We start from the raw sequence: 22,959 nt of genomic DNA on the forward strand, positions 1-22,959 counted from the left end.
GGAATGGAGAAGTTCAGTATATGAACAATCGTCACGACCATAACCTCCTCGAGTTAATCAGATATACATAGTCCTTACATTATATTGTGAATGTCATAAAATAGACAATTTAAATTATTGATAATTCTGAAAATATGACGGTGCTCTGTATAATCCCCTCTAAACTTCCAATTGACTTCAACGTTCCCTAATGAATATTTCAAGCTTTCATCACATTTATTTGCTAGGTTTAAATGGAGAAACTTTCAGTAGGAGGCGGCTGTATGCACAAGCTTTTACGACGAATCGGAATTATCATACTTTTGCTTTTTTGGTTTGTGCCTATAGATACTAGTGCTAATAATCTTAAAGTCGAGGACGGCCAATCGATACAAAGAGCAATCGACCAGGCAAAAGCAGGGGATACCCTCCTAATCCTTCCGGCTGTCTACAAGGAAAGTATCGTGATCAATAAGCGAATCAACTTGAAGGGGGGGAAAGGGGCAATCATTGATGGCGGGGGAATCGGCAATGTTATCGAGATCAACGCTTCTAATGTCACTGTACAAGGTCTGACGATTCAAAATAGCGGTTCAGCTCAGGAAGACAGCGGAATCTTCATTAAGAAAGCAGACGGAAATAGGATAGAGAACAACACATTAAAAGATGTTCATAATGGAATTTATATCGCAAACAGCAAGGATAATCAGGTACTGAAAAATAGTATTACCAGTTATCAATCACATTTTTCGAAGCGAGGGAACGGGATTCACATGTTTAAGGGTAGCGGTCATTTGCTGAATGGGAACAAAATCACTGCTGTTCAAGATGGAATTTACTATGACTTTACGGCAGATGTCAAAGCAATCGAAAACCATGTCCATGAGTCACGATATGGAATGCATTTCATGTTCAGTAAAAACATTTCTGCAGAGAGGAACCGGATAGATAAGAATGTCACCGGGTTGATGGTGATGGATTCGGCAGACATCCTTCTTCAGGAGAACAGCGTAACCGATCACTTTCATGTCCGTGGTTTTGGCATTCTTCTTTATGAAACAGAAAATGTGGTGGTGAAGGGCAATGAAATTTTACGGAACAGCACGGGGCTTTCATTGGAAAACGGCGTGAATCTTTTCATTAACAAGAATCTGATTGCGGCTAACCAGCTTGGAATTGAATTCGTGGGAAAAAACAACAAGAATCTTTTTGCTGAAAACAATTTTATTGGCAATGTTGTCCAGTCCAGGATTTCAGGGGAAGATTGGAGGCTGGATGATGGTTTTCGGGGGAACTACTGGGATGATTACAGTAGTTTTGATCTGACGGGTGATGGAATTGGCGAGGAGGCTTATAAGGCCGGCTCATTATATGACCGCATCCTCCGTAAACAACCGTACTGGCAATTCTTTTTTGAAAGCCCGTCAGTTAAGCTGTGGACCAAAGCGGAATCCTTATTTCCGAGCTTTGGATCGGCGGAAGTCTATGATGCGCGTCCGCTGATAGAACCGGCAGAAATTCACTATTCGGCGGTGGAGCAGAACAGGGTCAACTGGCTGTCCGGGGTGATTGGAATAGTAAGTATGGCAATATCTTTATTTGTGATGGTGAAAGGAAGGAAATACAGATGATCAAGAAGCTTGGTTTATTTCTGCTGGTTTCTGCCACAGCAGCTGGCTGCAGCAACAATGCGATGGAGCCAGAAGAAATTAATCCTGAAATTGATGTATGCGAAGTCTGCAATATGGGTCTAGCCCATGAATACTATGCCACTGAAGTTGTTGCTGCTGATGGGGAAGTATACAAGTTTGATGACATTGGCTGTATGGAAGAATTTCTTAAGATGGAAGCGAATCTTCAAGAGGAAACGGCTGCAAAAAAATACGTTCGTGATGTTGACACGGGTGAATGGATCGAGCTCGAAAAAGCTTTCCATGCATATCACCCGGATTTTTGGACGCCAATGGCAAATGGAGTGGTAAGTTTTAAGGACAAAGAAAGCGCTGAACAATATGTGAAAAAACAAGGGATGGGAGAAGTACTGGACTATCAGCAGTTAAAAAAACATGAGTGGAGCTGGACTCAATGAGGCATATTGCCAAGCAGCAGATCACCTTGTTAATGAGAAGCCATTGGCTGACAGGATTTGGCTTGTTGTTCTCCTCACTTGCCGTCATGGTTACGTTCCTTGGAAACACAGGAGGATCAGGCTTTGATGGATTTAACCGAATGACAGCGAGCCTCTTGAATATCAATTTATTGCTGATCCCCCTGCTTTCACTGTTGATCGGCAGTCTGTTTCTGTCCGGCGAAAAGGAGGATAGGGGGCTGCTACTGCTGCTGACGTATCCTGTTTCACCATGGAGTGTGATCATCGGAAAATATATAGGTTTGTTTGTCGCCGTCTGGTCTGTGCTGACCTTTGGATATGGTGCAGCACTGTTGGTAATTTTCTTTTCAGGTGCTGGTGTTTCTGTATCGCTGCTGTTTTTATTTTATCTCTACTCGCTAATGCTTGCCGCAATTTTTTTGTCGCTGTCGTTGGTGATCGGGATCTTTGCCAAATCGCGATTTCAGGCACTTGGCATTAGTTTGATTATCTGGGCATTTCTTGTCCTTTTCTATGAATTTCTCATTATGGGTTTGAGTCTGCTGTTATGGAAGCAATGGCTGCTGCCGATGCTGACAGTGTCCATTTTCCTGAATCCAATAGAACTGATCCGGGTTCAGTCCATTCTGTCGCTTGACGGCGCAACGATATTTGGACCTCGTTTATATGATTTGACGATCTGGGCAGATGGGGTGACAGGAAAAACGCTGTTTATTTTTGCTTTCTTGCTCTGGATGTTATTGCCGGTGATTTTTTCCGTTTACAGGCTAAAAAGGGGTGTTGCAGATGAGGAATGAATGGATCAGGATGGAGGGACTGTCCAAGCATTACAGTGCGACGAAAAAGGTAATCGATATTCACTTAGTCATCAATAAGTCGGAAATCTTTGCTCTTTGCGGCGGAAACGGTGCGGGAAAAAGCACGTTAATCAAAATGCTGACCGGAATGATGAAGCCGACCACTGGCAAGGTTTTGCTGGAAGGAAGAGATCTCGATCTAAGGAGTCATGAGTATAAAAAGCAATTTTCTTATATGCCTGATGAGATGCTCTTTCCTCGTCATTTGACAGGCCGTGAAGTGCTGGCATTTTTTGCGAGATTAAGAGGGATTGGGGATGATAAAGTGAATGACGCACTTCAACAGGTTGGTTTATTTGAAGTGCGAGATACACAAATCAAACACTATTCAAAAGGCATGCAGCAGCGACTTTCCCTTGCCCAGGCACTGCTCCCGGATGTTCCGTTAAGAATTCTTGATGAGCCGACAAATGGTCTCGATCCATTTTGGGTATTTCGCTTTAAGGAAATCATTCAGGAAGAGAAGCGGCAGGGAAAAACGATTTTCTTTACTACGCATATTCTCAGCCTTGTGGAGGAATTGGCGGACCGAGCTGCCTTCCTGGAAGAAGGACAGTTGAAGCTCTGTGATACCGTTGATTCACTTGTTCATCAAAATGGAATTTATATTCCATTAGAAAAAATATTTTTCAAATCACCTTCCTGACGTTCGAATAAAAAGGAAGCAAAAACTCCCGGAGGATAAAGTTCCGGGAGTTTTTTTTGAAGGTAGGCGATGATCAGCTAAAGCAGATTCAATGGCCGCTTTGGTTATTATTGCCATCATCATTCTCCGCTATTCTTCATATTGTTTGAATCTTTGTTCATACTCTTTGAATTCATTTTCTTCCTATATCTGTCACTCGCTAACTGATCGAGTTGTTCCCATGAAGCTATAATCGCGTTTTTATCTTTGTTTTCAGCGGTGTATTTCTCGGCACTTTCTTGATCTTGGAAGAAAGCGTAGCCATATTTCATTGGTGTTTTCAGGTTCGCTTTGACGGGGATTGCAGCATCCGCCTGGATCCATTCTGAAGTCACGTAATCACGCACCCATTTTTCTTCAAATTCAAGCTGGTCGCGTCTAGGTGCATTAAGCAGACATCCGGAATCATCAAAGAACAAATAATCTCCGTCTTTGGTTTTTGCTTGTGCCGTGAAAACGCCCATTGGGTCTGCCTCTGTATATACTTTCATATTACAGAAAGCACAAACATCATCCGGTCCGGGTTCGTGTGGGCCATTTGCATGAGCATCGCCAGCATTTTCTTTAACAATCGTTTCTGGCTTTGCTGTATTCTGGTCACCCATTGGCTCGTTGGTGGAGTCATTCCCGCAGGCTGATAGGGTGATCGCCAACAAAATTGCCATCATGGCAGTAAGTAATTTTTTCATGAAATCTCCTCCTTTGATCGAATTTAATCCTATCAGGGAGTTGTGAACAATCTGCGAGAAAATAGTGGGGAAAGAGTGTTATAGACTGGTTTTTTGTGACGATTTAATGACAGAAAATTTAATATTAAGAATTAATGATAAAGCCTTACAACAAATTCGCAAATTTGTTCTTTATAAATAACATATTAATTCTTTTTAAAAAACAAAAAAGTGAGAAAACGAAAGATAATTCTTGAAAAAGAACGATTTTCGTTCTTTTTCAAGAATATTCGCCTTATTTTGGACTTTTTCAAAAATGGTATATCTGAACTATACTCAAAATAAATAGGTAAAATAGGGGGAAATGACAGTGTATCGAAAAAACTGTGATCAGTGTAACCGTCCTTCCTTCAGCAGCAGTGAATATGGGGAATGGCTCTGCCCTGTTTGTGGCAAAGATTTAACAAGATACCCATTTTTTAATGCCGTTAGTCTGGAAAAAGTAGTCCGAAAGTATCCTTGGAAAAATCTTGGTTACTCCAAAGATACCCATATTTAAGGCTAATCTAAAGTTTTACGGAGGTGACATAAAAAAACTATTCAGCAATTAAAGCTAGAATGTGACAAAAAACACTAGGTAAAAGTTCTTAATTTTCAGAAAAATGTAATAGAAACCGATTATTTTGTATTTTTTTAGAGGAAAAGGAAGAATAAATCCAATAAATTGACGACAAATAATTATATGCTAACGTTTGCGAGCAAGGTACAATGACAATGGGAGTAAGTGAGTGAGCAAAATGGTACAGAAAAAGGCAAACTTGTTGAAAAACTAGGACGCAAAGTCACGGATCTAAGGTGCAAAAGCACTATGATGGCCGGGCCGCCTGGAATACAAACTGTATTTTGGGGGGAAGAGCTTGATTAAAGAACAGGTAATTTTCGAAGAACTGGATACAGAATGGATACAGCTCATAATGGAAGCTTTAGAGATGGGGATAAATAAAGAGGAAATCAGAAAGTTTATAAAGAACAGCGAACAGAAGTAAAAAGACTTATACATACATCATCATCATTAGGGCAGCTCATTCCTGAGGTGCTTTTATTTTGTGAAAAAAGGACAGCAGCTAGGCTATCCTTTGTAAATTATTTATTGTTTAGTTTCCATTTATTGAATTCTAGAAATTCACGGAACTCGTCCTTGCTGATTCCGGAATCCATTGCTTCTTTCACAAGATTAACCCAGTCAGAATCAATATTTTCGGTATCGACTTGTTCATGGATCAATTGATCAACTGGAACTTTTAAAACTCCAGCAATCTTTTCAAGAAATTGAATGGAAGGATTCGTTTGCAAATTCCGTTCCAAGGAGCTTAAATTGGATTTTGCGACGCCAGCTTGCTCAGCTAACTCGGATAGGGACATTCTTTTTTCTTGTCGAAGTTTTTTGACGCGTTCACCAATCATGCTTTCCACACACCTTGTTAAATTAATAGTTTTATCATAACAAATCTCAAGAAAAAGTTCCATATAGAGAACATCCTACAGAACAAGTATAACCATTTTTCGCAGTTTTAGGAGAATTATTTTTACCAAAATGTTGGGAAAAAATGAGATAATAGGTGAACAACCTAGTCTTATGTATTCTTTTTATCAAAAAAAAGGTAAAATGAAGGCAATTAGACTTGGTGTGGTGATGATATGCAGAAAAAGTATTTATTGATTTATGAAGAGATCGCACAGCAAATCCGCGAGGGGCATTTTCATCCCAAAACAATTTTGCCTTCAGAGAATGAGTTCGCCGATCGGTACCAAACATCGCGCGAAACGATCCGAAAAGCTCTGAACCTTCTCGCGCAAAATGGTTTTATCCAAAAAATCCGCGGCAAAGGCTCCCTCGTGCTGGATTTAAAAAGGCATCAGTTCCCGATCTCCGGGTTGATTAGCTTTAAAGAACTGGCTAAAAATATGGGGGGGAAAACGAAGACGACTGTGGATGGGTTTGTCCTCGAACAGGCAGGAACGGATATCGCAAAGGAACTGAATATTGTAAACGAAGAATTGGTCTGGAAAGTAAAAAGGGTTCGGCATATTGATGAAGAACGGGTGATTCTCGATAAGGATTTTATCGTTGAAAAGCAGGTGCCTGGTCTAACTCGTCAGAAGTGTCAAAATTCGATTTTTGAGTATATTGAGCAAGAACTCAAGAAACAAATCAGTTTTGCCAAAAAGGAATTCACGGTGGAGGAACCGAATGAAGAGGACCGTGAGCTTTTGGATATGGAAGGCTTTCACGCAATTGTCATCGTGAAAAATTATATTTATTTTGCCGATGCAACTCTTTTCCAGTATACCGAGTCCAGGCACCGCCCCGACAAATTCCGATTCGTGGATTTTGCCAGACGCATGGACAGCCAGAAAAAATAAAAAAAGAGCTGGCAGCTTTTCTTTACTGTTTAGGATATTATAAAATTATTTAGTTGTGGGAAACTACTTTTGGTTTTTTAATCCAGCTCCAGCGCGTAGGAGTCTGTCCGATAAAAAATTTTTAACGTATAATTATGCGAGAATGCATCATATTCTTAAACGAATCTTTTTTGTTGATAGGCACGAAGGCGAAAAACGTCTCGAGGAGTTAGCGGCAAACGGCTTTCCTAAGCGTTGGGCTATGGTGCTAATGCTGGACAAATTTATTTTGACAGGTTTGTGGGTGTAGAACGAAAAGTTGTCAAGAAAGCCCCGTTATTTTGACAGGTTCTATGTTCTTACCAAAAAAACCGGTCCTGTGAGGGTTGGGGTGAAAAGATGGTGATAGGCGCGCTTGCTATCGGAAAGTTTTGAGAGAAGTGAGGGGAGGCTCACCTGTCGCCCCGCGGAAAGCGAGTTTCTGATGGAAATCGATTATCAGCCAAACCCAAAAAAGGACCGGGCGCAGTTTGCCCGGTTTTTCTTAATGCTTCGGGTATTTTCCGACTAGATGGATGGCACTGATAATCCGTTTATTGATCCATGCTCTGTTGTCTTGGGTGTTAAGCTGTTCAAATACCATTTTGCGGCCGTCTTCTGTCGTGACATAGTGACTTGGAAGAGTGTTCAGGCTGATGGCGATTATATCATTCCGGCACTTTTGACAATTGCAAAATGTCTGGTAATCCGGGCTCATCATTAACACATTGACAAGAGTGGAAACCACTTCTTCCATCACATTGATATAGCCATTTTTCATGATGCTCTCTCTCCCTAATGCTGTCTTAAACAAATTATAGCTCAAATCTGTAGAAATTAAATCATTTTTCAGCTTTTTATTAAGAGGGCTTTCGATGTTTTGGCGGTGGCAAACAGGGGAAAATAGAATAGTGGAGAATTTTTTTAAAGGAGTGTTGAATTTATGGGAAAGAAAATCGCCTGTTTGATAACCGATCTATTTGAAGATGTTGAATACCTTGAGCCTTCCCGTGTGTTTACGGAGGCAGGACATGCAGTGGTTACGATTGAAAAAGAAAAAGGAAAGACAGTGAAAGGCAAGCAAGGAAAAGCAGAGGTTAAAATTGAGCAGGGCATTGACGAGGTAAAACCGGAAGATTTTGATGCATTATTCATTCCGGGCGGCTTTTCTCCCGATCAGCTGCGCGAGGATGATCGGTTCGTCCAATTTGCCAAATCCTTTATGGAGGAGAAAAAGCCAGTATTTGCGATTTGCCATGGTCCGCAATTGTTATTGACAGCCAAAACACTTGAAGGCCGAGGAGCAACTGGCTACAAGTCGATACGCGTCGACATGGAATATGCGGGAGCGAAATACATGGACAAGGAAGTCGTAGTCTGCTGCAACCAACTGGTGACAAGCAGGGAACCGAAGGATATCCCCGCGTTCAATCGCGAGGCACTAAAAGTGTTGCAATAAATTTTTAGGTGAAACCTTTTTGCTTCGGCAGAAGGTTTTTTTTAATGGAGCAAAAATTCTCGCTAAAAAATACTAAAAGGATCCAGGTGATAAACTAGTTCATTTTGCGAAATTTTACGTATAAGATAAGATAGAGGATGAATTAAATCAGGGAGATGACAGAATGATTGTTTTGAAATCGGCTCGAGAGATAGAAAATATGAAGGAAGCTGGAAAATTACTTGCTGCTGTGCATAAGCAGTTGCACAAAATCATCAAGCCTGGGGTTACAACATGGGAAATAGATGAATTTGTAGAGAATTATTTGAAAAAGCATGGGGCGACACCTGAGCAAAAAGGCTATCGGAATTATCAATATGCCACTTGTGCCAGCGTGAACGATGAGGTTTGCCACGGATTTCCACGGAAAGAAGCATTGAAAGAGGGGGACATTGTGACGATTGACATGGTTGTCAACCTGAATGGTGCCTTGGCCGATTCTGCCTGGAGCTATGCGGTAGGGAACATCAGCGAGCGGTCGCAAAAACTGCTGGATGTGACAAAAGAGGCTTTATACCGCGGGATCGCTGCTTCTTTACCGGGTAATCGGATTGGCGATATTGGGCATGCAATCCAGTCTTATGTAGAGGGGGAAGGGCTTTCGGTTGTGCGTGAGTTTATCGGACATGGAATCGGCTCGGTGATTCATGAAAAGCCTGATATTCCTCATTTTGGCCTGCCGGGAAAAGGGCTGCGGCTAAAGGAAGGCATGGTGTTCACGATTGAACCAATGGTCAATATCGGGGAGTGGAAAACGAAGATGGATAACAATGGATGGACAGCAAGAACCATTGACGGCAAACTATCTGCCCAGTTTGAACATACCATCGCCATCACGAAAGATGGCCCGATTATTTTGACCGATCAGAATGAAAAATAGCATTTGTTTTTTCCTAAGCATGAAAAAAATTTTCAGCTTTCGTATATATTTGAAAATTTTCTGGTACAAAAGGGGGCGATAAAATGAACAAGGAAGGGAATGTCATCGTTAAAATAAAAGCAATCTACCCATCGCTTTCTGTAAAGGAGAAGGTTGTCGCCGATTATATCTTACAGAACACCGTAGAAATCATTCACCTTTCCATCACCGAGTTTGCGGAGTATGCTTCTGTTGCCGAAGCTACTATTTTCCGCTTTTGCAAACGGCTTGGATTCAGGGGCTATCAAGCCTTCAAAATAGCTCTTGCCAGCGAATTGGTGGAACCGATTAAAAATATCCATGAAGAAATAATGGAACAAGATGACGTCGGAACCCTGGCGGAAAAGGTGTTTGCCGGACATATGGAGGCGATGAAAGAAACGCTGAATCTATTGGATGCCAAAGTTCTTGAGAGGATTGTCGAGATTCTATCCCAGGCTTCAAGAATTGATTTTTACGGATCAGGCGGCTCATCAGCGATTGCAATGGATGCCTACCATAAGTTCCTCCGAACAGGCATCCATTGCAATGCCCATAGTGACGGACATCAGCAAATTATTTCTGCTGCGCTGCTTGGACCCGGACAAGCAGCAATTGGCATTTCGCATAGCGGCAGCAATAAAGATGTCATAGAAGCATTAAAAGTAGCAAAAGCTAACGGAGCAGCGACGATCGCCATCACCGGCCATTACAAGTCACCATTATCGAAGCAAGCGGATCATGTTCTCTACACTACTTCACGCGAAACGCTTTTCCGGTCTGAGGCACTGGCTTCTAGACTTGTCCAGTTAAGCCTGATGGACGTGCTTCACGTGGCAGTTTCCGTACGGAGGCAGGAACAAACCTTGGAGAATCTCCAAAAAATCAGAGAAGCGATTTCCACGAAAAGATATTAGTGGATGAAAATTATTTTCTTTTATTTTATATACATATGAAAAAATATTTGATATTATAATGGCGTTCGATTCTTTTTGCAGAAAAGGAGTGCATCAAAGTGAAACTAGGAATGATCGGCCTTGGAAAAATGGGCTATAATTTGGTATTGAATCTGATGGAAAACGGCCATGAGGTAGTGGCGAATGATATAAATGAAGAGGCAATGCAGAAAATCAAGGGAGAAGGCGCCGAGATTGCAGCGGACTATCAGGCAATGGTGGACATGCTGCCAAAACCGCGCGTGATTTGGCTGATGATTCCTGCTGGCGATTTGATTGACCAGGTAATCGAGAAGTTTACCCCGATTCTCGAGGAAGGCGATATCCTAATTGATGGCGGAAATTCCAACTATAAGGATACGATAAGGCGTGCAGAAAAGCTGTCTGCTGCCGGCATCCACTATATGGACGTGGGCACAAGCGGCGGGATGGAAGGCGCCCGCGATGGTGCCTGCACAATGATCGGTGGCGACTCAGAGGTTTTCGCCCATGTTGAGGCAGTCTTCAAGGATATCTCCATCGAAAAAGGCTATCTTTACACTGGGAAGGTTGGTAGCGGCCACTTCCTAAAGATGGTGCACAATGGTATTGAATACGGAATGATGCAGGCAATCGCCGAGGGCTTCGAAATCCTCGAGAAGAGCCCGTTCGATTACGACTACCAAGAAGTATCCCGCGTTTGGAACCACGGCTCCGTCATCCGCAGCTGGCTGATGGAACTGATGGAGAATGCTTTCTCTAAAGAGCCTAAGCTAGAGAACATCAAGGGTGTTATGCATTCATCTGGCGAAGGAAAATGGACGGTGGAGACAGCACTTGATCTGCAAACTGCAGCTCCAGTCATTGCGCTGTCCCTGATGATGCGCTACCGGTCACTTGAAGACGATACGTTCACAGGCAAGGTTGTTGCCGCATTAAGAAACGAATTCGGCGGACACGCTGTTGAAAAGAATTAAAAAAAGAAACCAGGTCCTTCTCTAATCGAGAGGGACCTGATTTTATGTTCATAAAATTATCCTTTTTTACAAGATGGCTACGTTGGTTTTTCCGTTATAGTGGTAGTAAATAGCGGAAAATGGGGGCAATGAAGGTGAAAACAAAATGGTATTTCTTTTTCCTGACGACGGTTGCCGTTTCGGCTATTCTCTACGCTTTTCCTGGATTCAAAGCCAATGAGCCAGCGGAAATTGGGGTCCTGATGATTGGGGAAAACCGGCTTGAAAAGTTCACTGGCTTAGAAAACGGGCTGAAAGATCTCGGTTACAGCAACAAGGAGATTCATTTTACAGTAAAAAATGCGCGAGATGATGAGGAGCTGCTCGACAAGCAAATCGAGGATCTTCTTCAAACGGCTCCTGATTTAATTGTTACGCTTGGAGCCATCGAATCTCAGCGTTTAAAGGCAGAGCTGGATAAGAAAAAAATCACAATCCCGGTTGTTTTTGCCGGTCTTGCTGCCCCGAAGGAACTTGGCCTGATCAAGGATTACAAGTCACCTGGCGGGATGTTTACCGGAATCAATAATTATCATGCAAGTATCTCTGGAAAGAGATTGGAAATGCTGACATCACTCGTTCCAAATATTAAAAAGGTGCACGTCATTTATGACAGCAAAATAGATGTCAGCAAAATAAGCCTTAAAGAAACAAGAATTGCTGCCAATGCGCTTGGTGTTGAAATAGCTCCATGCGATGCAAGCTCGAAGGAATGTATGGATCGATTGTGGAGAACGGGCAAGCAGGGAGAGGCGATTCTCATTCTGCCCAGTTTCAGAATTGAATCGCTGACAGAAGACATTGTCAAGCTCACCGAGGAGAAAAAAATTCCCGCAATGGGGTTATATGATTTCGAAGTAGAAATGGGGCTTTTGGCAAGCTATGGTTCCAGCTTTCATTCACAAGGCTACCAGGCCGCAAGATTTGTCAGCTTGATTCTCCAGGGGAACAAGCCAGGAGAACTTCCGGTAGAACTTCCAGATGGCATTCGTTTCGTCGTCAACCAGCAGACGAAGGATGCACTTGGCATCCGTTATAATGAAGATTTGCTGAAGTTAGCGGAGCTCGTCCATCCTGATGTGCAAGGAGGCCGGAATCCATGAAAGCGATGACCGATTTTATGCAGTCACAGCCGATTCGGAACAAAGTTCTAGTGTTTGGGGTGGTAATGTCGACGATTCCGCTGCTGCTCATCAGCATATTCTATTATTCTTTTGTAAAGGCAGATCTAGAAACGCGGATCATGGAAAAACAGCATCTTGTGCTCGAGAATTTGTCCCGTGAAATTGAGGTGGAATTCAGCCAGACATTCCAACGGATTCAGGTACTTGCATCCCTCCATTTATTAGCCGAAAAACAAACTGCTTTATATGAGCTTCTGCAGCAAAATGAATCGGTCGAAGAGATCGTAATCGCGGATGACAAAGGCTTTGTTGAAAAGCGGGTTTCCCGATTTGACCTAAATATCACGGGAAGCAAGGAACAATGGTTCACCGATGATATGTGGTTCCAGTTGCAGACACGCGAAAAGGTATATGGCCAGGTTGCGTTTAATCAGTATGGCCAGCCGGTCATGAAACTGGCGATTCCCTTTTATGAAAATGACACAAAAAAAGCAGTCGGCGTTGTAGTCCAGCTTCAAAAAATCATCGGAAAAATATCGTCCATGCGCCAGGATCATTCCTCCTATATTTATTTGGTTGATGATAAGGACCAGGTGATCGCCCATCAAGATTATAGCAAAATTTGGCAAAAACAGCCTACTACAGGCGAAGATGTAATTGGCGTAACAGCCAAAATTAATGAATTAAATTGGACTCTCGTGATGGAGCAGCCAAAAATGACCGCATTCGCACCAATCAACCGGATGCTGCAGAGCGGCATAGGGGCAGTCGCCCTTTTGATTTTAACTGTCAGCCTGATCAGCGTATGGGCTGGTCTATATTTTACAAGGCCGATCGTCTCCATTGACAGAGAAATGAACAATTTGAAGCAGGGCCGTAAAATCAGTCCTGTGAAAATGAGGCGCACGGATGAACTGGGGAAACTGGCAGATTCCTTTAACGATATGAGCAAGGAACTGCTGGAAAAATCAAGATTGCTTGAACAGGAAAAGGAACGGCTCGATGTCGTAGTGAACGGGATTGGCGCAGGATTGGCGCTTGTGACAAAAGAGTACCAGATCACCTGGATGAATCCGATTTTAACAGGGTGGTTAAAGGAGGATCGGCTGTCGTTGCCTTGTTATGCGGTAATTGGCGGGGAGAGTACGCCTTGCCAAAATTGTCCGATTACCTGTCCAGACATGGATAAAATCGCCGATGAAGTGATGAAGTTCAAGGATGGCGCGAATGGCGAGCGGCTTTTCAGACATAGGGTGTTTCCGCTGAACCATGCGATTGAGAAAGAAGGGGAGTTTCTCGTCGTCCTCGAGGATATTACCGAACAAAAACAAATGGAAGAAACGATGATCCAGACAGATAAACTGAGTGCGCTTGGCATCATGGCGTCGAGCTTCGCACATGAAGTTAACAATCCGCTGGCGACCATTAATGTGTATGCGGAGGATTTGATTGATCGAATCCAAGCTGGCGACGAAGACCTCGATCAGGATGAGATGGAGCACTATCTTCGTAAAATCAAGGAGAATACCGAGCGTTGCAAACGAATCACCGGGAATTTACTTAATTTTTCCCGTAAAAATGACTGGATGGAAGACCATATTCGTGTTAGGGAAATCATTGAGAACAGCATTAGCCTTGTCGAGCACCAGCTGAAGAAGCAGCGGGTCCAACTAGAACTCCAGATCGCTGATACGCTACCAGTGATAAGGGGAGACGGACTGAAGCTTATGCAGGTCATCGTCAATCTAATCAATAACGCGGTCGATGCGCTGCAAAACGAAGGAAGGCTGGTCATTTCAGCAACAACAACAATTGACGGAACCGTATCTATCAAAGTGATCGACAGCGGCCACGGAATCCCAGCCGAAGCGATGGATAAATTGTTCGATCCATTTTTTACAACGAAGCCGATCGGCAAAGGAACTGGACTTGGGCTGTCCGTCTGCTACGGCATTATCCAGCAATTCGGCGGGACAATTACGATAGACAGCAAACCGGAAGAAGGAACAACCGTAGAAATCCAGCTGCCCGCAGAGCGGTTGCAAAGCGAAGAATTGGCGATGGGAAATCAGGCTAGAAACCCAGCATGAGGAATGATGGAGGTGGCTATTAATGTCAGCAACAAGGCTGTTAGTCGTGGATGATGAACAAGATTTGCTGGAGCTTTTGGTGAGACGGCTGAAGCGGAAGGGATTTGACGTGGATAGCGCAAGTACGGCAGAGGATGCTCTTGAGCTTGTGAAAAAGAATGAATACGACATCGGCGTTTATGATATTCGACTTCCTCGCATGGATGGCATCGAACTGTTAAAAGAAACGAAGAAAATTCAGTCCGATATTGAGGTGCTGATCCTGACCGGGCATGGAACCATCGACACCGCGATTGAAGCAATGAAGATGGGCGCTTTCGATTATATCACTAAGCCTTATAATCTATCAGAACTGGAATTGACGATCGGCAAGGCTGCGGAAAATAAGGTGCTCAAAGAGAAAAATGCTTCGATGAAAAAGATCATCGCTCAGCATAATGAATTCCACATCATCGGGGAGAGTGTCAATTTTAAAGAAGTGATAGAAATGACGCATCGGATTGCTGACAGCAATGTGCCTGTCTTGATTGAGGGCGAGAGCGGTACCGGGAAGGAGCTGTTCGCAAAGGCTCTCCATTACTGGAGCATGCGAGCCGATGAACCATTCGTGCCGGTGAACTCTGGTGCGTTACCTGAACATCTGCTGGAAAGCGAATTGTTCGGGCATGCTCGGGGTGCCTTTACTGGAGCGAGCCAAGATAAAAAAGGTCTGGTTGAAGCTGCGAAAGGTGGGACATTGTTTTTGGATGAACTGGGTGAAATGCCTTTGGCGCTTCAGGTAAAATTGCTGCGGTTTCTGGAGACAGGTGAGTTCCGCCGCGTCGGCGATGTACGCGAGCATCATGTGACTGTCCGCGTTGTTGCCGCAACGAATCGGGACATGGAAAAAGAAGTCGCTGAAGGACGTTTCCGCGAAGATTTGTATTATCGGTTAAATGTCGTCAAGCTGACGATTCCGCCGCTGCGTGAACGGAAGGGTGATTTGCCTGCATTGATCAGCCACTTTATCGAAAAAACAAAAGATCCATCGAAGCAGCTGTCTGAGGAAGCGATAGCTGCATTGGAGCAGTATGATTTTCCGGGAAATGTCCGCGAGCTCAGCCATTTGATCGAACGCGGCGTGCTCTTATCAAAGGGCAGCCTCATCCAAGCCGATGATCTGCTTTTACCGAAACAGCATGCAGTCGTTCCCGCTTCCAAGCTTTGCTCACTTGAAGAAGTCGAAAGAATTCACATTGAAAATGCCTTGAAACAAATGAACTGGAACAAAACCAAAGCTGCAGAAGTGCTCGGCATCAGCGTACGGAATCTCTACCGGAAGATTGACCAATATGGGTTGAAAGAATAGTTTTTTATGAAGGCGGCGAACTGGAAAAAAACACGCTTAATTTCCAGTTCGCCAATTTCAAACTCATTGATCATACCAATTGATTCAAAATATTATGCAGGAACGCTGGAGTTTTATCCAGAATTCAATCAAATGATCCAATATTTAAACGGAAATGAAAAGGTATACCCCGATCCCGTTCTCCAGACGAAAATACAAGCTCGTCAACTGAAAGCATTTCTAATCAGTCATCACTATTCACCGCCTCCGATCGAACCTTTCGTTGCGATCACCCATTCACAAGCCATCATCAAAAATCCAACCCAAAACAAAGAAGTTAGCCAAAGAGTATTCAAGTCCCCCGGTATCTTCTATAAAATCAACCCTTACCTTGTAAAATATCAAAGTGAGATAATAGCAGACCAAGAAACTAAGAAAATAGTGAAGTTTTTACTCAAAAAAAAATAAACCATATATCCCGGATCTAAAAGCGTTGAATCTCCCTTATGATGACTTGCAGAAAGGAGTGGAGTGTCCAGCCTGTAATACATTTGGCATGGAAAGATTTCATAGCCTGTGGGGGTGTAAAAGATGCGGCCACATTTCAAAAGATGCCCATATTGCTGCTTTAAAAGATTATTTTCTCATTAATGGACAGTCGATTACTAACGGACAATTTAGGGATTTTCTTGGAATATCCTCCATTCACCAGTCGAGAAGAATGCTGTCCAGATTGGACTTGAACGGATCAGGGGAGAAGAAAGGAAGAGTCTATACCCCAGGTAAAACTTTTCCATTATGGGATTAGGCATCCAGTCTCACCTGCCAAAAATGCAGTACCATGCCAAAATGTCACATGTCAAAATTGCAGTACCATGTCAAAATGTCAGATAACCAGCGGCTGAGGGCGGAAGAAAAATCCGTGCTCAACCGCTTTTTCGCGTTCACAAAAATGTCACGTTTCCTTAAGTCCTACTCCCACAAGGAAGTGCAGCGCTCAATTAGCTCAAAGCATCACATGCCAGAAAAGTTGGCACACAGCTTGCATTATAAATAAGCAAGAAAACTAGAAAAGGAAGTGGCGACATGCTATCGAATATTGGCATTCCAGGTTTGATTTTAATCCTCACTTTGGCTTTGATCATCTTTGGACCGAAAAAGCTGCCTGAAATCGGCAGGGCCTTCGGACAGACGCTGAAGGAATTCAAGAAATCGACAAGAGAGCTGACTGAGGATATATCAGAAGAAATAAAAGAAGTAAAAGACATCTCTAAAGAAATCAGCAAATAAAGAAAGGATTGATCCTAATGGGTTTGTTTTCAAAAGTTGCCCCTTCTATTAAAGAGTTTGGAGATATGGTGAATAACATTCTTCCAGATGGTGAGAAGGAACTTGAACAATCACCTTATGATACAGAGCTTGGCTTAAATATGGCAAGGGATGCAAGAAAAGTGATAGCTGGAAAGTTAAAAATTGAGGATTTCCATAAAGTGTACTCTGCCTCATTGATAAGTGAGTTTGGAGACCACTTTGTTTCTGGACCAGAAGTAAGCAAAGAAAAAAAGTATACCGGTCCGAAATGGGGGATGGTTATTGACCTTAAAAAATGCATTGGTTGTGATACGTGTACTGTCTCATGCAAAGCTGAAAATCGTACACCGCCTGGTATGTCATATAACGTAGTCCTTGAAACAGAGCTTGGGAGTTACCCGAATATTTCCGTGGTGAATCTTCCCCGTCCATGTATGCAATGTGACAAGCCGGCATGTGTACAGGTTTGTCCGACAAGGGCATCTTTCAAGATGGAAAACGGGATTGTTGCAATCGATAATGATCGTTGTATTGGCTGCCGGTATTGTATGGTTGCTTGTCCATATGGAGCAAGATCATATGATTTCGGAAACGGTTATGAAGAAGAAATGACTGGATATGATGAAATAACTTCTCCAGAATATGGAATGGATCGAGCTAAACGGAAAAAAGGCAAAGTTCCGGAGGGTACCGTAAGAAAATGTAATTTCTGCTTTCATCGACTTGAACGTGGAGAAGAGCCGGCTTGCGTAGAAACTTGCATTGGAGATGCTCGTTTTTTCGGCGATTTTAATGATCCAAACAGTGTTGTTTCTAAACTGGCTGCTAGCCCAAGGGCGTTTAGGTTAAAAGAAGAACTAGGAACTCAGCCTCGGGTTGTTTACTTAAGATAAAGGAGTGAGATACATGGACACAAAAGTACATTTGAATAAGCCAATATATGATATTGAACTAAATAAAAAAATTACAAATATAGAAAAAATGTGGTGGCTGATCCTGTCAGCAGTTTTCATCCTGGGCGTTTATTCAATAATTGACGGATTTCTTCTTCAGGGAATGTCCTCTACGAATCTCTCAAACACTGTTCCCTGGGGCGGATGGGTTGCCTTTTATATATATTTTATTGGAATGAGCGCAGGGTCGTTTCTGTTGTCTACTTTGGTATACGGCTTTGGGATGGAACAATATGAAAAAATTGGACGTTCAGCTCTATTATCGGCAATTGTGAGCATGATCACTGCTTTAACTTTTATTTTCCTGGATCTTGGCCGTCCTGATCATGTTTTCAATTCAGTCATTTACTGGAATGTGACGAGCACAATGTCATGGGAAATTCATTTTTATATTGTTTATTTAATTCTATTGGTTACTGAATTGTACTTGACTATGAGAGGGGACCTTTTCAAACTTTCAAAAACATCCCAAGGAGTCAAGAGTAAAATCTACCAGATACTTGTCTTTAACAAAAAAGAAATGACTGATATAGATAAGGGGAAGGACCGCAAGCTGCTAAAAATCCTTGGTATTATAGGAATTCCATTGGCAATTTTCGGTGTCCATGGTGGGACTGGTTCAATCTTTGCTGTCTTAAAAGCAAGACCTTTCCTGAACTCTGGGTTGTTTCCGATAATTTTTATTCTTTCAGCACTCGTTTCAGGAACTGCACTCGCTATCGCAATTTATGTTATTAAAAACAAAGTGCTTAAGAAGCCAATTGATGTGACAATGGTAAAAGCCCTTGGAGGAATGCTTGCGTTATTCCTAGCAATTGAGCTAGGACTGGAATGGTATGAATTTCTCATAGGGTCTTATGGCTTACAACACGAGGAACTCGCTACGATGAAATTGATGACAACAAGTACTTGGTCATGGAGCTTTTGGCTATTCCAGATGGGTCTGGCGATGGTATTTCCATTAACCATTCTTTTTGTTAAGAAAACCAGGCAATCTGTCAACTGGATCCTAGCTGCAGCAATCATGACGATCTTAGGCGTTGTTGGCGTACGTTTCAATATGGTGGTTCCGAGTCTGATCGTCCCACAAATTGAAGGTTTGCCACAAGGAAACTATTACCCTAACTTGTCTGAATGGATCACAACCATCGGTCTGATTGCGATGTGCCTTCTTATTTATTCTATTGGTGAAAAACTACTACCAATTGAAGAAAATGAAATTAGTGAAAGCGGAGTGAGCAAGCATGAGTAAAGAAATGAACCGGAGACGATTTCTCAAAGCACTGGGCACGTTTGGGGCAGTTACACTTGTCGGTCCGGCATTTGTCGGTCCTATTAAACAGGTCTTTGGTGGAGTGTGGACAGAAGACAAAGTACATGGCGTTGGAACTTTCTATCAGGATTATACAGCAGAAAATGTTATTTTTACCTCCTGCCAGCAATGTAATGCAACATGTACGATAAAAGCTTATATCATGCCTGGGAGCCAGAATGGTCCTTACTCATCACTTGTACGAAAAATTGCAGGAAATCAGTACAGTCCGCTCAACATGGTCCCATACGGGCATATCAACTATGACACTCCAGTAGCTCAAGCTGTTAAAGGCACAGGAGATATAGCCAAAACTGGTCGAGGTTTCCGGGGAGCGAGGACTTGTCTTAAAGGGCAGGCTGGCATTCAGACTTCATATGACACATTCCGTGTACAGAAGCCTCTAAAGAGGGTTGGAGAACGAGGAAGTGGAGTCTGGAAAACGATTACCTGGGATCAGGCATATAAAGAAATTTTGGAAGGAAGCACAGATCTTAAAACTCCTGGACTTAAGACTATCTGGTCTTACGTTCCTGAATCTGTTGTAATGGAAGATTGGACAAAGGTAGAAAGTGGCGAAATAAAACAAGAGGAATTCGATCGAAAGTACAAAGATGTACTGATTGATACAAAGCATCCGGATTTAGGACCAAAAGCAAATCAGATTGCAATCATGGCTGGTCACCGGCGCGAATTTATCGAACGCCTGGCAGGTAGTAGTATTGGAACGGCGAACTATTATGATCATGGTGGCTATTGCGGTATAACTAGTGTAATGGGAAATGTTCGTTCACATGATAGCGAAAAACAAAAAAAGAGAATGATTCCTGATTACGAAAACGCTGAAATGGTCATTGTCTGGGGAACGAACCCTATGACTGCAAATCGTGGACCGACTACTTTTGCGCCAATGATTACGAACGCGCTTGAGCGTGGAATGAAAATGGTAGTCATTGATCCTCGTTTTAGTAAAACCGCCGAGAAAGCACATCAGTGGATTCCAGTAAAACCTGGAGGAGATGGAGCTCTTGCAATGGCTATGTGTCGCTGGATTATCGAGAATAATCGATATGATGAAATGTACTTACAAAATCCCAATAAAGATTCTGCAGAAAGAGATGGAGAAACAACATGGAGTGATGCATCTTATCTAGTTAATGTCAGTGATAAGAAACGACCTTTTCTAAGAGCAAAGGACTTGGGACTTGGTGCGGAGGAATTTGTCGTTTTAGAAAATGGGATACCAGTAGCACATACAAAGGCTAGCCATGGAAAACTTGAAGTAAATACTGTTATTAATGGGATTAAAATAAAATCCGTGTTTACTTTATTTAAAGAAAAAGCAATGGAAAAAACTATGCAAAAATATTCGCAAATGTGTGATGTCCCACTCGACCAGATCAATCAACTTGCAAGAGAATTTACCTCACACGGCAAAAAGGTTGGCATTCATTCTTACCGTGGTCCTGCTATGCACGCCAATGGATATTACAGTGTGCGTGCGATCAATATGCTCAATCACCTTGTAGGAAACCATGACTGGAAGGGTGGAGATACATCTTTAAGTGCTAAGTTTAAAGCAACAGAAGGCCGCTATGATCTCGCTACCGTACCTAATGGAAACAAAGCATGGGGGATTCCTATTACACGCCATAAGGTTCCTTATGAGAAAACTTCTTTATTCAAGAAAGATGGTTATCCAGCAAAACGTCCTTGGTACCCGCTTGGAAACAAACTGATCCAGGATGTTCTACCCAGTTCAGCAGAAGGGTATCCATATAAGATACGTGCCCTGATCATTAATCGGACATCTCCTGTAATAGCAGGTCCTCGATCTGAAATGCAGGAAAAATTCATTAAAGACCCTAAAGTGGTAGAACTGGTTGTTTCCTCTGATATTGTCATCGGTGAAACGACAAAGTTTGCAGATTATGTTTTGCCAGATTTAGCATACCTAGAAAGCTGGAACGCGGAGGATATCTTCCCAATTATAAAGTATAAGTTTGCAGGGGTCATTCAGCCAGTAACTCGCATTGTTCCTGAAGCAAGGCCTACAGAACAAGTTTATATCGATCTTTTAAAAGCTATGGGTCTTCCGGGGGTAGGGGAAAAGGCACTGGTAGATGGATCATCAATCCACACTCCTGAGGATTATTACTTGAAACGAATCGCAAATATAGCTTTCGATGGCAAGAAACCGGTTAAGGATGCAAATGCAGAAGAAATGAAGATTTTTGAAAAAGCAAGGAAAAATGCATTAGGAAAATATTTTGATGTCAACAAACTGAAAAACACAGTAAAACCTGAAGAATGGTCAAAAGTAGTATATGTGCTGAACCGAGGTGGCCGTTTTGAGCCACAGGGGGATGAATATAGAGGAAACCAGCTAAAATACCAATGGAACAATCTTGTACATTTCTATGATGAAAAAGCAGCTGGATTCAAGAGTGCATATACCGGAAAGTTCTTTGAAGGAGTCCCATTTGCAGAGGAGATCCGTACCTATAATGGGGAAATTTACAAACCGAATAAACCGCTTCAATTTATTAACTGGAAGTCTCGGAACATGGCAACTCATCGGACTGAAAGTAATGCTTGGCTTAGGGAGATCCGTTCCGAAAATTTCCTTTGGGTTAACCCAATAGATGCTTCAAAAAAAGACATTAAAACTGGAGATGAAGTATTTATTTCCTCAAATAGTTCAAAGGTTAGGGCAGCAGTCCTGGTAACTGAGGGGATTAAGCCGGGTGTCGTAGGGGCAAACTTTAGCTTTGGTCAGAGTGCATACGGTTCATCTGAAATAAAAATTGATGGTAAGAAAACCGAACCAGTTAAAGCATACGGTCATTTGCCCTTTGAAATTAACAGACCAGGACAGGAAGAGACAGGGTATGCAAAAGAAAGAGGAAGAGGTTTTTCGGTCAACGCGTTAGCAGATAAAGACAATAGTTACTTCGAAGGATTTCTTGCAGATCTGCTTGCAGGCGGCCCGGCACAGCAGGACGTTTTTGTCGATATTGATAAAGTTTAATAACCTTGGGGCGGAAGCCAATAAATTTCTGTAAAATAAAGGTGGAGACAATAATGGAAGAACGATATGGAAAGCTGGCGATTGCCAATATCATGACAAGCATCTGGTTAGGAGACTGGGATACTTATGAAGCATTCATGAACGAAATCCCTGAAGGAATGCGGAAGGAGCTCTCCTTTCATTCGCTGTATAATCGGGATGAAGTGCAGCTCTGGTATGACAATCACTTTTTCATACCGGGAGATCACTTTGTCTCTCCTTACTTTTCATCTTATACAAAGAAATCCGAAGATGAAGAAGTCCGCAGGCACGAGCTGTTGTGCTTGATCGGCCTTTATGAAAAAACGGCTTTTTTCTTCCCGCTTGAGCAGGATCGGCTGCCGGATCACTTCGGCAATATGACTGCGTTCATGAGCTCGATTTTACAAGGGGAAATCAAGGCAGAGCAAGAAGGTGAGCAGGATTCTCTAAAGCAGCTGGAAGAAATCGAAGCAGAGATGCTGAACCGATACATCAAGCCAGTCCTGAAGCCATTGCTCGACAACGCAGCAACAAAAATTACGCTTCCTTTCTTTAAGGAGTTCCTCAGCTTTTATGCCGAAGTGATGATGGAAGACTGGATGGAGGCAGCTTGAACTACCCCCACTTACTGACCTTACGGTCTAGTTGAAGTGGGAGATTCTTGGGAACAGAGCGTACTTGTTGACATATTTCTTTGCCAAC

At 42.7% G+C, this 22,959-nt stretch carries 22 protein-coding genes and 1 riboswitch; of the genes, 19 read left to right on the forward strand and 3 right to left on the reverse strand.

The window, feature by feature from the left end:
- The first annotated feature begins 263 nt into the window (after nt 1-263).
- The 4 genes from nosD to J2S25_RS16925 are packed head-to-tail and all read left to right on the forward strand — an operon-like array spanning nt 264 to nt 3,592.
- Complete coding sequence (gene nosD / locus J2S25_RS16910; protein WP_307192475.1) at nt 264-1,610, forward strand: nitrous oxide reductase family maturation protein NosD; 1,347 nt, start codon at nt 264-266, stop codon at nt 1,608-1,610.
- Entirely contained in the window at nt 1,607-2,068 is a 462-nt protein-coding gene (locus J2S25_RS16915; protein ID WP_052807034.1) for a nitrous oxide reductase accessory protein NosL, read from the forward strand. The genes nosD and J2S25_RS16915 overlap by 4 nt, the downstream gene beginning before the upstream one ends.
- The gene (locus J2S25_RS16920) at nt 2,065-2,886 is read left to right on the forward strand and encodes an ABC transporter permease (protein WP_307192476.1); all 822 of its coding nucleotides are present in this window, start codon (nt 2,065-2,067) and stop codon (nt 2,884-2,886) included. The genes J2S25_RS16915 and J2S25_RS16920 overlap by 4 nt, the downstream gene beginning before the upstream one ends.
- Nucleotides 2,876-3,592 (forward strand): ABC transporter ATP-binding protein, encoded by a 717-nt coding sequence (locus J2S25_RS16925; protein ID WP_044394484.1) that lies wholly within the window; start codon nt 2,876-2,878, stop codon nt 3,590-3,592. The genes J2S25_RS16920 and J2S25_RS16925 overlap by 11 nt, the downstream gene beginning before the upstream one ends.
- 119 nt (nt 3,593-3,711) lie before the next feature.
- Here the strand turns inward: J2S25_RS16925 and J2S25_RS16930 are convergent, their stop codons facing one another.
- Complete coding sequence (locus J2S25_RS16930; RefSeq protein WP_307192477.1) at nt 3,712-4,320, reverse strand: nitrous oxide reductase accessory protein NosL; 609 nt, start codon at nt 4,318-4,320, stop codon at nt 3,712-3,714.
- A 780-nt stretch (nt 4,321-5,100) separates the two neighbouring features.
- A riboswitch (cyclic di-GMP riboswitch) is annotated at nt 5,101-5,187 on the forward strand.
- A 29-nt stretch (nt 5,188-5,216) separates the two neighbouring features.
- Here J2S25_RS16930 and J2S25_RS16935 point away from each other — a divergent pair.
- Entirely contained in the window at nt 5,217-5,345 is a 129-nt protein-coding gene (locus J2S25_RS16935; protein ID WP_128721549.1) for an anti-repressor SinI family protein, read from the forward strand.
- Between the two features lie 97 nt (nt 5,346-5,442).
- Here the strand turns inward: J2S25_RS16935 and J2S25_RS16940 are convergent, their stop codons facing one another.
- A complete protein-coding gene (locus tag J2S25_RS16940) occupies nt 5,443-5,763 on the reverse strand; it encodes a helix-turn-helix domain-containing protein (RefSeq protein ID WP_307192478.1) in 321 nt (106 codons plus the stop codon).
- A 234-nt stretch (nt 5,764-5,997) separates the two neighbouring features.
- Between J2S25_RS16940 and treR the strand changes: the two genes are divergently transcribed.
- A complete protein-coding gene (gene treR / locus J2S25_RS16945) occupies nt 5,998-6,723 on the forward strand; it encodes a trehalose operon repressor (protein ID WP_307192479.1) in 726 nt (241 codons plus the stop codon).
- Between the two features lie 523 nt (nt 6,724-7,246).
- Here treR and J2S25_RS16950 read toward each other — a convergent pair.
- Nucleotides 7,247-7,522 carry a late competence development ComFB family protein gene (locus J2S25_RS16950; RefSeq protein ID WP_044392321.1) on the reverse strand — a complete coding sequence of 92 codons (276 nt, stop codon included), beginning with the start codon at nt 7,520-7,522 and terminating at the stop codon, nt 7,247-7,249.
- 162 nt (nt 7,523-7,684) lie between these two features.
- On the opposite strand from J2S25_RS16950, the gene J2S25_RS16955 reads away from it, so the two are divergent.
- The 13 genes from J2S25_RS16955 (at nt 7,685) to J2S25_RS17015 (ending at nt 22,871) form a co-directional block, all read left to right on the forward strand.
- Nucleotides 7,685-8,200: a type 1 glutamine amidotransferase domain-containing protein gene (locus J2S25_RS16955; RefSeq protein WP_307192480.1), complete on the forward strand. Its 516-nt coding sequence runs from the start codon at nt 7,685-7,687 to the stop codon at nt 8,198-8,200.
- 163 nt (nt 8,201-8,363) lie between these two features.
- Nucleotides 8,364-9,119 carry a type I methionyl aminopeptidase gene (gene map / locus J2S25_RS16960; RefSeq protein WP_044392325.1) on the forward strand — a complete coding sequence of 252 codons (756 nt, stop codon included), beginning with the start codon at nt 8,364-8,366 and terminating at the stop codon, nt 9,117-9,119.
- 83 nt (nt 9,120-9,202) lie between these two features.
- Nucleotides 9,203-10,054, forward strand: a complete 852-nt coding sequence (locus J2S25_RS16965; RefSeq protein ID WP_307192481.1) for a MurR/RpiR family transcriptional regulator — start codon at nt 9,203-9,205, stop codon at nt 10,052-10,054.
- 98 nt (nt 10,055-10,152) lie between these two features.
- On the forward strand, nt 10,153-11,049 hold the full coding sequence (gene gnd / locus J2S25_RS16970; RefSeq protein WP_307192482.1) for a phosphogluconate dehydrogenase (NAD(+)-dependent, decarboxylating): 897 nt from the start codon (nt 10,153-10,155) through the stop codon (nt 11,047-11,049).
- A 134-nt stretch (nt 11,050-11,183) separates the two neighbouring features.
- Complete coding sequence (locus J2S25_RS16975) at nt 11,184-12,191, forward strand: ABC transporter substrate-binding protein (RefSeq protein WP_307192483.1); 1,008 nt, start codon at nt 11,184-11,186, stop codon at nt 12,189-12,191.
- Complete coding sequence (locus tag J2S25_RS16980) at nt 12,188-14,302, forward strand: ATP-binding protein (protein WP_307192484.1); 2,115 nt, start codon at nt 12,188-12,190, stop codon at nt 14,300-14,302. The genes J2S25_RS16975 and J2S25_RS16980 overlap by 4 nt, the downstream gene beginning before the upstream one ends.
- 22 nt (nt 14,303-14,324) lie before the next feature.
- Nucleotides 14,325-15,650: a sigma-54-dependent transcriptional regulator gene (locus J2S25_RS16985; RefSeq protein ID WP_307192485.1), complete on the forward strand. Its 1,326-nt coding sequence runs from the start codon at nt 14,325-14,327 to the stop codon at nt 15,648-15,650.
- Between the two features lie 6 nt (nt 15,651-15,656).
- Entirely contained in the window at nt 15,657-16,097 is a 441-nt protein-coding gene (locus tag J2S25_RS16990; RefSeq protein WP_307192486.1) for a nuclease-related domain-containing protein, read from the forward strand.
- 618 nt (nt 16,098-16,715) lie between these two features.
- Nucleotides 16,716-16,919: a twin-arginine translocase TatA/TatE family subunit gene (gene tatA / locus J2S25_RS16995; RefSeq protein WP_307192487.1), complete on the forward strand. Its 204-nt coding sequence runs from the start codon at nt 16,716-16,718 to the stop codon at nt 16,917-16,919.
- A gap of 17 nt (nt 16,920-16,936) precedes the next feature.
- Complete coding sequence (locus tag J2S25_RS17000) at nt 16,937-17,833, forward strand: 4Fe-4S dicluster domain-containing protein (protein WP_307192488.1); 897 nt, start codon at nt 16,937-16,939, stop codon at nt 17,831-17,833.
- A gap of 13 nt (nt 17,834-17,846) precedes the next feature.
- Nucleotides 17,847-19,145 carry an NrfD/PsrC family molybdoenzyme membrane anchor subunit gene (gene nrfD, locus J2S25_RS17005; protein WP_307192489.1) on the forward strand — a complete coding sequence of 433 codons (1,299 nt, stop codon included), beginning with the start codon at nt 17,847-17,849 and terminating at the stop codon, nt 19,143-19,145.
- A complete protein-coding gene (locus J2S25_RS17010) occupies nt 19,138-22,236 on the forward strand; it encodes a molybdopterin-dependent oxidoreductase (protein WP_307192490.1) in 3,099 nt (1,032 codons plus the stop codon). The genes nrfD and J2S25_RS17010 overlap by 8 nt, the downstream gene beginning before the upstream one ends.
- 53 nt (nt 22,237-22,289) lie before the next feature.
- Nucleotides 22,290-22,871: a molecular chaperone TorD family protein gene (locus J2S25_RS17015; RefSeq protein ID WP_307192491.1), complete on the forward strand. Its 582-nt coding sequence runs from the start codon at nt 22,290-22,292 to the stop codon at nt 22,869-22,871.
- Nucleotides 22,872-22,959 lie beyond the last annotated feature (88 nt).

Origin of the sequence: Mesobacillus stamsii (assembly GCF_030814065.1) — a bacterium.
In the GTDB taxonomy this organism is placed as follows: Bacteria; Bacillota; Bacilli; order Bacillales; family Cytobacillaceae; genus Mesobacillus; species Mesobacillus stamsii.